At 51.3% G+C, this 14,228-nt stretch carries 19 protein-coding genes; 9 read left to right on the top strand and 10 right to left on the bottom strand.

The genetic code is table 11. The features are described from left to right. Positions 1-291: 291 nt before the first annotated feature. From H6F86_RS31070 to H6F86_RS31050, 5 genes are all read right to left on the bottom strand, one after another. Complete coding sequence (locus H6F86_RS31070; protein ID WP_190455613.1) at positions 292-801, bottom strand: hypothetical protein; 510 nt, start codon at positions 799-801, stop codon at positions 292-294. 1 nt (position 802) lies between these two features. Beyond that, on the bottom strand, positions 803-1,294 hold the full coding sequence (locus H6F86_RS31065; protein WP_190455611.1) for a hypothetical protein: 492 nt from the start codon (positions 1,292-1,294) through the stop codon (positions 803-805). A 123-nt stretch (positions 1,295-1,417) separates the two neighbouring features. After that, positions 1,418-2,587: a tyrosine-type recombinase/integrase gene (locus H6F86_RS31060; protein ID WP_190455608.1), complete on the bottom strand. Its 1,170-nt coding sequence runs from the start codon at positions 2,585-2,587 to the stop codon at positions 1,418-1,420. 63 nt (positions 2,588-2,650) lie between these two features. Then, entirely contained in the window at positions 2,651-2,839 is a 189-nt protein-coding gene (locus H6F86_RS31055) for a hypothetical protein (RefSeq protein ID WP_190455603.1), read from the bottom strand. 417 nt (positions 2,840-3,256) lie between these two features. After that, positions 3,257-3,910, bottom strand: a complete 654-nt coding sequence (locus H6F86_RS31050; RefSeq protein WP_190455599.1) for a hypothetical protein — start codon at positions 3,908-3,910, stop codon at positions 3,257-3,259. Positions 3,911-4,527: 617 nt separating this feature from the next. Here H6F86_RS31050 and H6F86_RS31045 point away from each other — a divergent pair. The 3 genes from H6F86_RS31045 (at position 4,528) to H6F86_RS31860 (ending at position 6,529) form a co-directional block, all read left to right on the top strand. Next, the gene (locus H6F86_RS31045; protein WP_190455658.1) at positions 4,528-5,142 is read left to right on the top strand and encodes a hypothetical protein; all 615 of its coding nucleotides are present in this window, start codon (positions 4,528-4,530) and stop codon (positions 5,140-5,142) included. Between the two features lie 20 nt (positions 5,143-5,162). Beyond that, positions 5,163-5,972 carry a hypothetical protein gene (locus H6F86_RS31040; RefSeq protein ID WP_190455595.1) on the top strand — a complete coding sequence of 270 codons (810 nt, stop codon included), beginning with the start codon at positions 5,163-5,165 and terminating at the stop codon, positions 5,970-5,972. Between the two features lie 371 nt (positions 5,973-6,343). Further along, entirely contained in the window at positions 6,344-6,529 is a 186-nt protein-coding gene (locus H6F86_RS31860) for a hypothetical protein (protein WP_199305620.1), read from the top strand. A 260-nt stretch (positions 6,530-6,789) separates the two neighbouring features. On the opposite strand, the gene H6F86_RS31030 is transcribed toward H6F86_RS31860, so the two are convergent. After that, positions 6,790-7,566: an SDR family oxidoreductase gene (locus H6F86_RS31030; protein WP_190455592.1), complete on the bottom strand. Its 777-nt coding sequence runs from the start codon at positions 7,564-7,566 to the stop codon at positions 6,790-6,792. A gap of 154 nt (positions 7,567-7,720) precedes the next feature. Here H6F86_RS31030 and H6F86_RS31025 point away from each other — a divergent pair, with 154 nt between their 5' ends. Further along, positions 7,721-8,086, top strand: coding sequence for a helix-turn-helix domain-containing protein (locus tag H6F86_RS31025; protein WP_199305619.1), 366 nt, complete (start codon positions 7,721-7,723; stop codon positions 8,084-8,086). Here H6F86_RS31025 and H6F86_RS31020 read toward each other — a convergent pair. The 3 genes from H6F86_RS31020 to H6F86_RS31010 all read right to left on the bottom strand — a co-directional run bounded on the left by H6F86_RS31020 (position 8,052) and on the right by H6F86_RS31010 (position 10,280). Continuing rightward, the gene (locus H6F86_RS31020) at positions 8,052-8,594 is read right to left on the bottom strand and encodes a hypothetical protein (RefSeq protein WP_190455589.1); all 543 of its coding nucleotides are present in this window, start codon (positions 8,592-8,594) and stop codon (positions 8,052-8,054) included. The genes H6F86_RS31025 and H6F86_RS31020 overlap by 35 nt on opposite strands. Positions 8,595-8,714: 120 nt before the next feature. Continuing rightward, positions 8,715-9,236, bottom strand: coding sequence for a MarR family transcriptional regulator (locus tag H6F86_RS31015; RefSeq protein ID WP_190455585.1), 522 nt, complete (start codon positions 9,234-9,236; stop codon positions 8,715-8,717). A 105-nt stretch (positions 9,237-9,341) separates the two neighbouring features. Continuing rightward, on the bottom strand, positions 9,342-10,280 hold the full coding sequence (locus H6F86_RS31010) for an AraC family transcriptional regulator (protein ID WP_190455582.1): 939 nt from the start codon (positions 10,278-10,280) through the stop codon (positions 9,342-9,344). A gap of 108 nt (positions 10,281-10,388) precedes the next feature. On the opposite strand from H6F86_RS31010, the gene H6F86_RS31005 reads away from it, so the two are divergent. The 5 genes from H6F86_RS31005 to H6F86_RS30985 all read left to right on the top strand — a co-directional run bounded on the left by H6F86_RS31005 (position 10,389) and on the right by H6F86_RS30985 (position 14,096). Continuing rightward, on the top strand, positions 10,389-11,285 hold the full coding sequence (locus H6F86_RS31005) for an NmrA family NAD(P)-binding protein (protein WP_190455581.1): 897 nt from the start codon (positions 10,389-10,391) through the stop codon (positions 11,283-11,285). 417 nt (positions 11,286-11,702) lie between these two features. Further along, entirely contained in the window at positions 11,703-12,242 is a 540-nt protein-coding gene (locus H6F86_RS31000) for a MerR family transcriptional regulator (protein WP_190455577.1), read from the top strand. Then, positions 12,217-13,143, top strand: coding sequence for a glucose 1-dehydrogenase (locus H6F86_RS30995; RefSeq protein WP_242033786.1), 927 nt, complete (start codon positions 12,217-12,219; stop codon positions 13,141-13,143). Before H6F86_RS31000 ends, H6F86_RS30995 begins: the two co-directional genes overlap by 26 nt. Before the next feature lie 24 nt (positions 13,144-13,167). Continuing rightward, positions 13,168-13,494 (top strand): putative quinol monooxygenase, encoded by a 327-nt coding sequence (locus H6F86_RS30990; protein ID WP_190455573.1) that lies wholly within the window; start codon positions 13,168-13,170, stop codon positions 13,492-13,494. 2 nt (positions 13,495-13,496) lie between these two features. Then, positions 13,497-14,096: an aldo/keto reductase gene (locus H6F86_RS30985; protein ID WP_190455571.1), complete on the top strand. Its 600-nt coding sequence runs from the start codon at positions 13,497-13,499 to the stop codon at positions 14,094-14,096. On the opposite strand, the gene H6F86_RS30980 is transcribed toward H6F86_RS30985, so the two are convergent. Beyond that, positions 14,062-14,228 (bottom strand): IS1 family transposase (locus H6F86_RS30980; protein WP_242033787.1); only part of this gene is annotated, 167 nt, incomplete at its 5' end. The genes H6F86_RS30985 and H6F86_RS30980 overlap by 35 nt on opposite strands.

Raw genomic sequence — 14,228 nt, 5'->3', positions numbered from 1 at the left:
ATGTTGGCAGACCTGTTGTTTAGACCGCGATCAGGGCATAGGCGTCAAAGGTACTGTGGTTGAGCAGACCCCACTAAAAGTTGTACACCGTTCACTTCGCTACACGACTTTTTGGCAGAACTTGTTAGTCCTGCGGTGAATGAGCGTTACCTTGCTGCGGCTCTGCTTCACTGCCTAGGAGGGGGGAGGGAGAGTTTGCCACCCGACCCGATCTTTCTCGTGGAATAGCTTTGTTTTGGATTGTCTGTCTAGTGCTGGTGCTAAACGTAACTACACAGCACTCAAACAGCCTTAAGCAGTGACGGTTGATCCTTGTGTTTGGACAATGGCAACGAGATCATAGCCACATGCGGGTCGTCCCTCAACTGGTTGAAACAGGTGTATAGTTTGCTCGTTGGAGGGTTTTGGTAGTGACAGGGCTGAACTGACCCACCAATCAGCCAGTCCCGGCTCACGTTCATAGATTGTGTCACCGTCCAGCCGTAGACCCAGCACACGGTAGTCAGTGTCACTGTCCTTACGGTCTAAAAGCACACCGTCTCTGGTACAAAGCACCGTGTGAAACCCGTCGATCGTGTTGGGAACCGTGGGTGCATACGACTCGACTTTAGTGATTACCCAACGCCCACCCGATTCAGGAAAGTCCCACCCTTTTCCTACAGCAGGTACTTGAGCGGCTGTCTGAAACTCATAAAGCTCATAGTTGCCGCTCAACTCCACGTCGTCTGGCGGCATGTCGAGCAAAGCGTCAGGGTGGCACTCACCAAGCGGGTAGCAAAGCGTGAATTGCAAAATGTGCATGTTAGCGTCCTCGGTGGGGAGTAGTCTCAGGATGGTTGTCAACGTGGCATTCCCAGCGTTTGCCCTTTTGACTCGTGCGTCTGACCTTGACGTACCGCAACCCTGCTTGTGCAGCAAGGCGTTTGCAGTTTTGTTCCGCCTCGGTGGCATTATTACCCCAAACATAATCAATGATTTGGGACTCAATCGGCTGGTCTGGGTCATCAATCCGTAACGGCTGCCGTAAGACCTCGCAGGTAGCAAAGGTACAGTATTCTGGTGGACGGCCTCGCCAATACACATACCAGACTCCGAAACCGACTACCACAAGTCCGCAGATTTCTGGTTGAGCGGCACAAGCTGCAACCGCTGCTGGAACAGTTTGTTGCGCTCTCGCTGGCATCGATAAAGTAGACAAATAGTTTAAAGGCAGAATCAGTGCCAGTGCCAGACGGGCGGCAACACGAGCAGGACCGACTGCAACCCTATTGAGGGTTGACCGTAAGATTAACATGGCTTCAAGGTTTTTCTAGTACAAATACACTAAAAAGTGCTGTACTTATGTGGGGAAAGAGAAGAGGGGGAGAGCGGAAGGTACAGCTTACCGGCCTCGGTTCAAGTAAAGACTGCTCTTTCCCTACTCCACCGTCTCTCCAATCAACCGATAATAGGCCGCCTCTGCCGCCTCTGCCTCTACCGCCTGCGTATACCGTCTCGTGGTCTGTTCAGAACTATGTCCTAACAGCCTGCGAGCATGAGTGGGGTCTAATCCCTGCCGGAACAACCCCGTTGCATACGTATGCCGTAACTGGTGGGGGTGGAGTTGCACCAACTCAGACGCTACTGCCCACACCCCATAGGGCAGTACAGGCGCTAGCGACAACAGTGACTCCGCGTTCAATGCCTGCACTCCCTCTCTCACGTGCCTTGCCTCTTCTGACTGCTGACTCAGCCAGTCCTTTAAGCTCAATTGTGCCGCCAACATCCCCAACCGCTTCACTGCTTGGTAAACCCCGTGGTAACTCAACCGCTCACTACGACTCAACGAGTGCATGAGCGGCCGTTCTGGGGTCAATGTCTCCCCGTCTATAGCTCTCCCTTCCAGATATTGATTCAGTGCAGATCTCCCTGCATCACATAGCGGCACCGTGCGCGGTTCGTTGGTCTTCGTGTGTGCAATATGCAGTCGTCTCCCGTCATAACTGCCCACATTCAGGCTCACCAGTTCACCAGCTCTTAGTCCATGACACAACACCTGTACCATTGCCCGATCGCGCGACTGGGTTTCCTGTGTGTACTCCAATGCAGTGTTTAACCACTCCAATGCTGTCTGACTCACGTCCTTAGGTGGTGGTAGCGGTACGCGTTCAAACTTTACTCCCAACGTGGGGTTCACTCGGGCGGACTGTCCCACTTCTATAGCTTGCGCACAGTACCAGTTAAAGAAGCTCCGCAGTGCAGTCAGTGCCACATTGACACTATTTACACTCGTTTCCCCGTCTTCTGCTTTCACCGACTTCAGATCGTCTTTGTAGAGGGCTATGTCTGCCTGAGTAAACTCCTCTAGGGCGCGATCACTCCATACCAGAAACCGTTTCAACTCCCTTGCATAGGCTTTACGGCTATTGGGTTTTAAGCTTTCACTGGCTAACCAAGTCTCCACAATATGCAACCGGGGGTCGTCTACTGCTGGGACGGGTAACGGGGGACGACCTCGCTGTTTGGGCACGTTGACTGTGGGCGCAACCGGCTTAAACGGGAACACCTCAATGACAATATCAGGTAAAGGCTTGCGGTCAAACTGCATGGTCTGCTAGACAGAGAAAGCATGGAAGAGAGGGCAGCGGGCAAGCGGGAAGTCACTCTGAAGCTAGTATACGCGTTCTGTTTCACCTTGCCCGGTTTGTGTTTTTGCCCATCCTGTCCCGCCTTGTCCCAACGTATCCCAACGTGTCCCAACGTGTCCCGTTTTGCCCCAACTTGCCCCGTTTTTGCCTTTGATTTCCCGCTTCACCCCAACCTGTCCCAATTTTTCCCGTTTTTGCCCTGTTTTGCCCAAAACAGCCCAAAGCTTTTCATACCGCCTTAAGCTGCCTCTCTGTACCTCAAACCTCGTTTTGGGTAAGCCGTTACAGAAGGACGGGTAGAGGAGAACTGTCTTCAGTTGTCATGGCTCACTCGTAACTAGAGATTTCCTGCTGGCTTCTCTGCGCTGTCGTCTTGCCCAAGTCTTGCCGTCCTTCCTGACAGCGTTGAGGCAAAACGCTAAAAAACTGCAAACGTTCGCAAAACTTTTTGGTTCTGGTCTTGCTGGAACTTAACACCACCGCCCTGAGGAGAAAGCTCCTAAGCCGAAGTCTAGAGAGCACACTACATGTTTCAAATTACTCTACTCTAGTGACTCGTACCTGTTTTGAGAGGCAGCGCAAGACAGGCTGTGCCTACATGCTGTGAACACTTCATACTACACTTCATACTAAGGTGCAACTCCTGTCTTAGTGGCAGTTTGGGGTTGTGTCAGTGGGTACAACAAAATCCCTATAACCACGTCCAGTTCTTCAGGGACTTTATAGATATTCACCCCCTGTACCAGTTGCTTGGTCTGTCGGTTCAATGTGGCGAACTGCCACACGCTCCCAGTCGTCACGGCTCCTAGCAGGGTAGATTGAGCCGTCACATTAGGCGAACGCTCCCACTGATCGAGGGCAATCATTTCCGCCAGCAATTGAGTAAAGCCATAGTCCAGGTCGTCGTTTTTGGCTTCAATCACGACCAATTGGCTTAAGTTATGTACAGACAGCAGGTAGTCCACCACCCCTTGCAATTGCTCAGTCACCTTCAGGGGGTACTCAATACGGATCTGGACAGCTGTGTGTTCCAGGATGCTGCGTAAAATGGGTGATACCAGCATTTCCCGCTTCGTCTGTTCATTGCTCGACAGAATTCGGGGTAATGTCCGTTCAATCCGCTCGGTGAGCTGGGCAGCATCGAAACTTACGGTTGCCTGGGGCAAACTCAACCGCTGCTTCTGGTAGTCGTACTCAAAGTACAGGGCCAGGTCGATCGGGTCAATCTTTAAGTCAAAGTACTTGCGAAAGGTGTACGGTTCGTTGGGGTTAATGATCGGCATTTGTTGCTCCTTGGTAAAGCTACGACCAGCCCTCATACTGTCAGTATAGTTGGCTTGTGACAGGGGAGAGCTGTGTTCGCTCAGAGGTCACGCCTTCGTCAAAAGGTGGTTGGGGGAGAGACTGGGACAGGCTTACTGCTGCATTGGGTTGGTAGGAGCGCCTTGCTCTCTGGGAAACGGGTTTCTCTCGGCTGGTAGCTGCTGATTTGTCCTCTAGTAAGAAGGTCCGCGGTGAGAGAACTCCAGGCCAATGCCTAAGCGGGTGTGTAAAGCTGCCCCTTGGCGTTGTGGTCTGCCTTCCGCTCAAGTCTCTATTTTATTATTCTTTCAGAGCATAACGGTTGCCCGACACTTATCTCAACCCAAACGGTAAAGCAGCTCAGCGCGGGGGGTCGCGTTTGGCCCCTTAAACTCAACACACAGCTTATATAAGATATGTATTTAATATCTTATATGGCTCTTAATCCGACAACATTCAGGCAATTAGCGATTGCAAACGGTAAAAGCTTAACCAGCAAAGGTTTACAGCCTTCAAAGTCCTTCAGAAGCATGAAATTGTTGTCGGATTGGAGTGCGTGAGGTACACTGAGGGCACGCTTTTAACACCGCAAACCCCGATGCCGCCGTCTGCCAATCCCCTTTGTGTGCAATGTGCTAAGCTCTCGCGTGATGAGGCGATCGCTTTACATGGCCCTGAGGGGACTGGGGTGCAGTGCTGGAAAGTCAAAACCTGCGACAACCGCAGGCACTACCACCGCAACGCGCCCATGTTTAATCAGGTGCGGAAGCAGCGCAGGCGCCAACAAAAGGGACAAGCGCCTGCTGTGTCTTCCTTGGGAGCATCCTCCACCCTTCAGCTTCAGCGCGACTTCCATCCCGGTGAAGCAGTAGTCGCTGCCCCCCGTCGTTCACGCTCCAAACGGACTGAAACCGTGACGGTGCCTACCTTTGACGCTGCGACTCCTCATGCATACCTCTACTGGTACCGTCGTGCGAAAGATGCGCCTGTCCATGCGATCGCGGCTGAACTGTGGATTGGTGATCACCGTCGTGCCCGCGCCTGTTTCCATGTGACTGGCGGCGGTGCTGTGCAAATTAAGGAAACGTTGCTGCACGTCCTTCAGGAATTTAGTACGCTAGCAGGGTCTAAAGTGCGGCACTTTCGGGACGAAGTGGAACTCATGCCCGACCGCTGCCCGTTACGTCCCTGTCCGTTGCACCCCGAACCGTAGGGACTCTAAGTAAGGTTTATATGGTGCCAGTAGACGACAACCAACCGGTCCCAAGCCTTTCTGACTTGTGGCAAGCGCTCGATCAGGTGGTGCGTTACCCGGAGTCATTAGCACTCTCACCACTGCTTGGTTTTTTGGCTCAGGCAATCGCCCCGTTACCCCTCTCAGACCAACTGGCGATCGCGGGTCTGGTCTTTGACCAACTTGCAGGTGTGGTAGAGAACCGGGCGACGCTCCTGATTGAGTCCTGGGAGTCTTGGCACCGTCCGACTGACCCAATTCTCGACTTTAGCAATGACCCTGACCTGTTCGTGCAGTCGCAGCGCTTAGAGCTGTCTGACCTACTGGACACTACGCCTGACCCTCTGTTTTACCCATTTCAACGCAAGTCCCCCACTAGCCCCGATTCTGCATTCGATGAAGCGGGAGGGGAAGCAATCCTTGAGGGACTTTTGGGTGACATGCTCCCTGGTGGTAGTGACACAGAACTGCCTGAAACGCCGACTGCACCGCTTTCCGAGTCTGAGGTCATGGCGTCGATTAAGTCGCTCTCGCATGGAGAGAATATACCATTGTGGTCACGTCAGGTGTCTCAAGCCATGCGATCGCTCTCTATGGAGCAGCGAGACCAGGTGAAGGGACTGCCTTTAATGGCTTTACAGCAGTCGTTACAGGTGCCCTTAGTGGAAGTGTGGTTAGCCTTGCTGTTGGGCAATAGTGGGTACACGTTGCAACGGAGTGAGTCGCCCATGCCAGAGAGTACAGTGGCTCTGGATGAAGCGACGTTGTTTTATAGTAGCGAGTTGTTACAGGTGGTGGCTGTAGAGTGAGCTTACTTAGTTAGACACCTAAGTTTGCGGCATTCGGAGCTGTTGTCGGTAAGGGTAGCTGACCTTCTACGACCTCAAGCCCTGACCTCAGTTTATTGATCGCTGACAACCTTTCTGGCAGCTCTTATGATTACCGGATGTCGAAAGCAATGCTTCTCGATGGCTAGCAAATCACTTTCAATCGCTTTGCAGCCGCTATAAATTGCGGTGGCGATTCTTCATCCTAATATGATCAGCGCCAATATGATAAGACACAAAGGTATTCTGGCTGCGGAGTCTATGCGAGAAATTTTGGAGCGCATTCATCAACTCAACCTACAAAACTCCAGTACAGTTTGGCACGCCAGCGGTGAGGAACTTCCCTAGTAACGATGAGCAATATTGAGATCATTCAAGAACTCTATCGATCGTTTCGCGAGAAAGATTACGATGCCTTTCTGCAAGTCTGCACTTCAGATCTGCAATGGATTCAGAATGAAGGATGCCCCTGTGGGGCGACACATCAAGATCCAGAAGCAGTTGTTGATCAAGTCTTCAAAGCATTCAACGACGACTGAAAAGTATGGTCATTTGAGCTTGAGCAGTGGCTTGATGCAGGAGAAACAATCGTCGTGATTGGCAGCTACATAGGTGAGCCTCGGCTGTCTGCTCGGGCGTTTCGCTCACCTGCTGCCCATGTTGACGACCTACGAGATGGCAAAGTATGGCGGTTTCGCCAAGTTACCGACACCAAGCTGATTTGGGATGCTATGAAGTAGCGGAGATAGATGGCTGTTCAAAGCCTAATGGGCTTAGAGTTGTCGATCGGTAGTAGGCATCAGGCATTACGTCCTGCCATGACTCCACCATCTACGTTCCATATTGCACCCGTAACCCAGGCAGCACGATCGGATAGCAGGAATGCCACAACTTCGGCAACATCGTTGGGTTGTCCAACCCGTCCAATTGGATGAAAGCTGTCAAAGCTTTGTAGCGTTGCGTGAATTGCTTCAGGCGGCATGAAGGCTCCATAGATTGGCGTTTCCACAACTGCGGGCGCAACTGCATTAACACGAATTTGATACTGAGCTAGTTCCATTGCTAAATGCTGGGTGAGAGCGTGTAATCCGGCTTTTGCCATTGAGTAAGCAGACGAAGGGGTTGCTAGCACCGCCTGATGTGCCCACATCGAGCCGATGTTGACGATCACCCCGCCTTGCTGCTGCTGAATCAGATTGCGAACAACTTGCTGAGTTGCCAAAAAGGTACCGCGATTGAGGTCGAGGTAGCGATCGTAGTCAGCCTCAGCATGATCGAGAAACGATTGAGGCAGAAACACACCCGCAGCATTCACCAAATAATGCACATCGATTAGCTCAGCAGCAATCCGCTTCACAAGCTGAAAGGTGGCTTGGCGATCGCTGATATCAGACTGCCAAGCTTGGACGTGACCCAATTGCTGTAGATCGGCGGCGGCGGTTTGAAGCTTATCAAAGTTGCGTCCCACAATAGTGACGGATGCGCCGTGAATCAGGAGGGTCTTAGCAATCTCCTGCCCGATGCCGCTGCTGCCACCGATAATCAGTGCCTGTTTATGCTTAAAATCTGAATACATGCATGTTCCTTACTTAAAACTGCGAGTTGCCAGCAACTCATAGCTAGATAGTAAGCAACTCCCTCTATCTGCGAAAGTCAGCACTTTTTGGTAAGGTACGCACTTTTTGGTAGAAATTGAGGCAGAGCCTGAAGGATGTTTTTACACGGATAAAATGAGTCACGCTCGATTGAGCAAATCTAAATCCATGTCAGCCGCCGCGATGTTGGAGTACATTGTGGGCTGCAAATGGTCAATCCGGATTTTGACGCTGGTTCGGCAAGGCATCGATCGTCCGGGAGCCATAACACGATCAATCGAGGGACTGACGACTAAAGTGCAAAATGACTGCCTGAGCAAAATGGTCAGTTTCAATATTTTACAGAAGGTCGTTTATCCAGAAGTTCCGCCCCGCGTAGAGTACAAACTGACTGCGTTTGGGCAGCGATTTGTCACAATTCTGGATGCGGTTGCCGAGTTGCAGCGAGAACTAGAGACGGGCTGCTTTACTGAGCTGAGTCAACGTCAGATAGGTCGCTAGTCTGGCTCTTGCTGATGCGTCTGCCCCAAGGCTTTAGGATTGAAACTGCAATCACTGCGAACAGGCAAGCCACTTGAATGCTACCGCCCACCACAACTGCTGTGTGGTCGAAGGCATACAGTGGATTGTATAAAGCTTGCGATCGTTCTGCCTCTGAGAGAGCAGTCATCGCATTCACCCATGGACCTAACCAAATCGTGCCTGTCCCAATCAACGTTACTGTTGCCACCCATTTGGTAATCACCCAGTAGTGTTTCACAAACCCCCAATTGGTGAGCCAAGAAAGCAGCCCACCCGTAACCAATGACAGAGTAGCAGTGGGAATCACAACCCAATCATCTAAAAACTTAAGTACAAAGTTGACTGCATACAGCTCGTCACCATTGGGAGTGTCGCGGTTGAGTAGGGCAATTGTCACCAAACATAGAGCAGTTCCCAGCCAAATTCCACTCAAGATCACATGAGCCGAGACCAGCCATTTTTTCGGCTTCACACTCAATTTCTTCATCACGTTTTCCTCAAAAGAATGGCGGGAGTTTATCAGATAGCAAATTTGTTAGCCGCCTAATAGTTAGGCTCCTAATTAAAATAAAACAAACTTAGCCATTCTGCAAAGCTCTATTCATCGTTATGGCTGCAGCATGGCAGGCGTACCCGCCTGCACTTTCTGAAGAAGTCTGATTAGCGTTTTTTTCTCAGTCGCGCTCAGATTTACCATTAGCTCTGTGGTGCGGCAGAAGTGATCGGGCAGCATCTGAGCGAGCAGGTTTTTCCCTTTCTCGGTCAGGTGGACACTTAGCATTCGTCGATCACCCGGCCAAGGTCGCCGTTCAACCAGGTCTTCGCGCTCCAGTCCATCGAGCAATCCGGTAATTGTGGCACGGGTGACGCCTGAGCGTTCAGCACACTCAGAGGGCGTTAGCCCTGATTCCTCAACTTGCAATAGCTGCATCAGGAGCGTGAATTTACCCATCGACAAACCGTATCGGGCAAGATGCGCTTCTAGAGCAGATTGGACATCTGCGGTTGCCCTCAAAAATGCTAAACAGGCTTCAACTGAGGCAACATCCAACTCTGGATAGCGAGCTGCCAGAGCTTGAAGAGCCTGACGATCGATGACGCGATCAACAAAAGGGCGCAAAATTACCACAATCGAATCATTTAATTAGGGAGCTAACTATAGGCTAGTTGATGAATGGAGCACTTCCACGACCTCAGTACAAAACGCTCATAAACCTTAGTATCTGGAACGACTTCAAGCTATAGAGTGGACGATTAATCGCTGCCGATATGCTCCAGGAGCATGACCGATCTGCCGCTTAAAGGCTCGGCTAAACGCTGCTTCCGATTCATATCCCACTGATTCGGCAATCTCTCTAAGCGATTTGGGAGTTGAGCGCAGCAGTCTTACTGCCTGATGCATTCGCCAGCGGCTCAGGTATTGCAAAGGCGCTTCGCCCACCAGTGTCTTAAAGCGGGCGGCAAAGGCAGAGCGGGACAAATTCACTTGTTTTGCTAGCGATTCTACTGTCCAAGCATGTGCTGGCTGCTGATGAATCAAGCCTAAAACCACACTCATTTGCGGATCAAGCAGTGCCCGCAGCCATCCCCCTTCGGCTTCTGGCAAACTGACAATGTATGCCCGCACTGCCTGAATAAACAGAATGCTGGAGAGATAAGTAATCATCATCTCGGCACCCGGACGATTCAAATTGCTTTCACAAGTGATGAATTGCAAGGTTGTCTCTAACCATGCCACCGCTTGTCCGGCTTCACCTTTGATGTGGATCAGGGGCGGTAGTGCCGCCAACAGCGGATTACTGTCACGTTCGGCAAAGCTGGCGCGACCGCAAAGCACGGTAGTAGACATGCCATCACCGCCGTAGTTAAGCGCCAGTTGCCCTTGGCAAGGACGCTGTGCCAGCAACGTTGCTAGACTGACGATCGGGCTGTCGAAGGCATCACGCAAGGTATGAGCTACCCCGGTTGGCAAGACGACCAGATCACCTGCTGTCAGCAAAATTGGTGCATTGTCTCCCTCCACTCCGAGCCAGCAGTTGCCACGGGTGATGACATGGAAGGATGCATAATCGGTGCGATCAATTTGCACACCCCAAGGGGCAGAAAATTCAGAGCGGCAGTGAACCGTACTGTGCAGTTGCACCGCTTTGAGCACTTCGGTCAGCGCATCCATTGAGGCTACCTGGGATTTGGACGATCTGCAATTAATTGTGGATCTTTTATCATTGTTTGTCCAGCTTGCTTGGCGTTACATGGAGAGGTACGCGCTGGAGCCAAACAAATGACGATTGTGATCACAGCACCAACCGGAAATACAGGTGGACGGATTGCCCAACAGCTCATTGCAGCAGGCGAAAAGGTTGCTGTACTTGTAAGAGATCCCGCTAGAATAGCGGACGTAATTCGTCAGAATGCCACCATTTACCAAGGCTCTGTGGATGACCCAGCGGCGCTGACGCAGGCAACTCAAAATGCCGATGCGCTCTACCTTGTTGTCCCTTACAACTTTGGCACGTTCCATCTGCGCCAATGGCAACGGCAGGTCGGAGCCGCCGCTGCTGCAGCCATTGCGACTAACGCCATTCCTCATGTCGTTAATCTCTCCAGCAACGGTGCCCATCGACCCAATGGGATGGGTCCGATTTCAGGACTACACGCTGTAGAGCAGAGTCTGAATGCGGTGGCTGCCAATGTGGTGCATTTGCGTCCAGGCTTCTTTATGGAGAATTACCTGCTACAGCTTGATGCTATTCGCACTACCCATCAGGTCTTCATGCCGATCGCAGGCGATCGTCGTCTGGCGATGATCGCCACTCAAGATATTGCGGATGTTGCCACAAAACTGTTGCGCGATCGCACTTGGAGTGGGCAGTCTGTTTTAGGTCTACATGGTGCAACCGATCTGAATTTTGACGAAGCGGCACAGATTTTAGGACAAGTCCTCAAGCAACCGGTCACTCATGTCCAAACAACCCTCGATCAGTTTCGAGATACGCTGCTGCAACTGGGCGCAACTGAGCATGTTGCAGGAGAATATGTTGAAATGTGGTCAGGTCTGGCGCGTCCTGATTACAGTCCAGCCGAACCACGCACTCCAGAAACAACTACGCCGACGACCTTTGTTCAGTTTGTGCAAGACAAGATGATGCCTCTATTGACAGAACCCGCAACTACCTAGTCTAAATGAACGTCTCCGCCGCAAGCGGACGGAGTATCACTTCGCTACGCCTTACACGCTACGCGGCTCAGCTGCGCTCAACAGCGCCCATTTGGGCTGCTCTGCCTTATGCGCTCTAAGGGGCGGGGAATTGACCCATAGTGATTAAGGAACTAACGATGTTTCCAACCAAAGTTAGCCTGTGTTATTCAGAGTTTAGCGATGCTTGCCATCTTCAACAAATGAAGGAATTCTGAATTCTCCATTGGAAGCAATTTTGCCAAGCCTCAATCTATAGCCAGCTTCTACCTATTGACTTCAGCGGATTTAAACGATCGCTCCTCCGATCGGATGATATTTCCCCATTCGCTTCAACAGAGCTTGACTTAGAGTGCGCTCTAAATTCTAAGGTGGAACTATGCTTCTGAGGTAAGTGCCATGCAAGCCCTGACAATTCAACAGGTTGCCCAGCAAACGGGCTTGAGTGTTCATACTCTCCGCTACTACGAACGCAATGGATTGTTAGAACCCATCGACCGCGCCAGCAGTGGACATCGTCGCTATTCGGCAGAAGACATTGCCCGCATTGAGTTTCTGACTCGCCTGCGAGCAACGGGAATGCCAATTCGCCAGATGCAGGAGTTTGCCCAGTTGTTTCGGCAGCAACCGGAAGCGATCAGAGATCGGCGTAAACTGCTGGAAGCGCATGGACAGCAGGTACAGGCACACATTCAGGAACTCCAGCATAACCTGGAAGTGATTCAGTGGAAGATTGGCTACTACAAAGGCTTGGAAGCACGGCAACAGGCGGATGCAACCTACTCCTATTCTGAGATAAACGAACGTCAGGAATGTTTGGCGGCAGGACGAGCCTTCATGTTGGAATGCGCTCCACAAGAGGGAGAGGCTGACGTAAAGGTTGAACCTCAACCGGAGGAAGCATCTCCCTCCATTGCAGCGCTCGTTAGCGATCGCTGAATGTCATTTTCACTCTAGACTGACCGCGTTCAGCTTCACCCGCCGAGTGTGTCTTCAAACGACAGACCTCATGGGTTGGCTTGGCGCTGCAATTAGCCCTTACAACAATGGAGCATTCACAATGGATCTGCAAAACAAAGTAGCGTTAGTCACAGGCGGGAGTTCGGGCATGGGGCGATCAGGTGCCCTGCTACTTGCCAAACACGGCGCAAAAGTCGTCGTCGCTGCCCGTCGAGAAACCGAAGGACAAGCTGTCGTTGATCAAATCCGCCAGTGGGGCGGAGAATCTAGCTTTATCAAAACCGATGTGTCGCAACCCGCCGAGATTAAGGCGCTGATTCAAAAAACGGTTTCGCTGTATGGACAGTTAGATTATGCTTTCAACAATGCTGGCACCGAAGGAGCGTTTGCTCCTATGCCTCAACTCACCGAGGAAAATTGGGATCACACTATTGATACGAACCTAAAAGCCGTCTGGCTTTGTCTGAAGTATGAGATGGAGCAGATGATTAAACAAGGTACAGGTGGAGCCATTGTCAACACCTCATCCTGGTTAGCAAAAGGCGGAATGCTCGGCTCCACCATCTACTCTGCCAGCAAAGGGGGCTTGGATGGCATGGTACGGGCAGCGGCACTGGAAGGTGCCCAGCACGGTATTCGCGTCAACAATGTCAATCCTGGCATCATTGATACTGAGATGTTTCGGCGCTTTGGCAACCCTGATGATCCAAGTGATGCGGTGGTGCAAGCTTTCACACACCACATTCCACTGAAACGGTTGGGTGAATCAGAGGAAGTGGCAGAAGCAGTAGTCTGGCTATGTTCTAAGGCGACGGCTTACATCACTGGACAGACGATCGCCGTTGATGGAGGTTTCGCAATTCCCGGCTTTCGGTACTAATCCCATCATTCCAGGAGGTTCACTATGTCAGATTCGCTATTGACGATCATTGCCCGCATCAAAGCCCAACCTGGGTTAGAAGCGCGAATGCGGCAGGATTTGCTGAGTTTGCTTGCCCCGACTCGCGCCGAATCTGGTTGCATCACATTTGATTTATTGCAAGACACGCACGATCCAACCGTTTTTGTGCTGTACGAAAACTGGAAAGACCAAGCGACACTAGATGCCCACTTTCAACGGCCTTACGTGAAGCAAGTTTTGCAAGCCTATGAGGAGACACTAGCGGAGCCGATCGCGATTTTATCCCTGAGAAAAATCGAATCATCACGGCGATCTCAAACTAGAGAATGATCATGCAATACAAACTTTTGGGCAACACGGGATTAAGAGTCTCTGAACTCTGCCTGGGTGCAATGACCTTTGGCGAAAAGTGGGAATGGGGCGCGAATCGAGAAACTAGTCAGGCGATGTTTGAGACCTTTGCAGAGGCAGGGGGAAATTTCATCGACACTGCAAATGTTTACACCAATGGCACGAGTGAGAAAATGCTGGGTGAGTTTGTGCGTTCTGAACGAGATCGCTTTGTCATCGCCACCAAATACACAGTGATGATAAATCCGACTGACCCGCATTCCAGCGGCAACCAGCGCAAAAACCTGGTGCGATCGCTCGATGCCAGCCCCAAGCGTTTGAACACTGATTACATCGATTTGTACGGGATGCATATGTGGGATCCGGTGACTCCAGTGAAAGAGATGATACGGACGTTGGATGATGTGGTTCGCTCCGGCAAAGTGATGTATGTCAGCATTTCCGATGCACCTGCCTGGATTATGAGTCGTGTTCGGATGATCGCTCAGTTAAAGAACATAACCCCGTTCGCCACGATTCAACTTGAATATAATTTGGTGGGTAGTGCTACACAAGTAATGATGCGTTGTAGTGATGGATGAAATACCAAAGGGCACCAATATGATTCTCTACGGATTTTGAAAATGACAAGGTTTTGCGAACCAGTCGAGACACTCGTTGCCTCAACGTGTTGTTGAAGCGTTCAATGTAGTTGGTTCTACCCGTTTCTTTAC

Origin of the sequence: Phormidium sp. FACHB-592 (assembly GCF_014695795.1) — a bacterium.
Taxonomy (GTDB): domain Bacteria; phylum Cyanobacteriota; class Cyanobacteriia; order Leptolyngbyales; family Leptolyngbyaceae; genus Stenomitos.
Note: the sequence above shows the minus strand (reverse complement) of the source record. Positions and strands in the feature narration are given on the sequence as shown.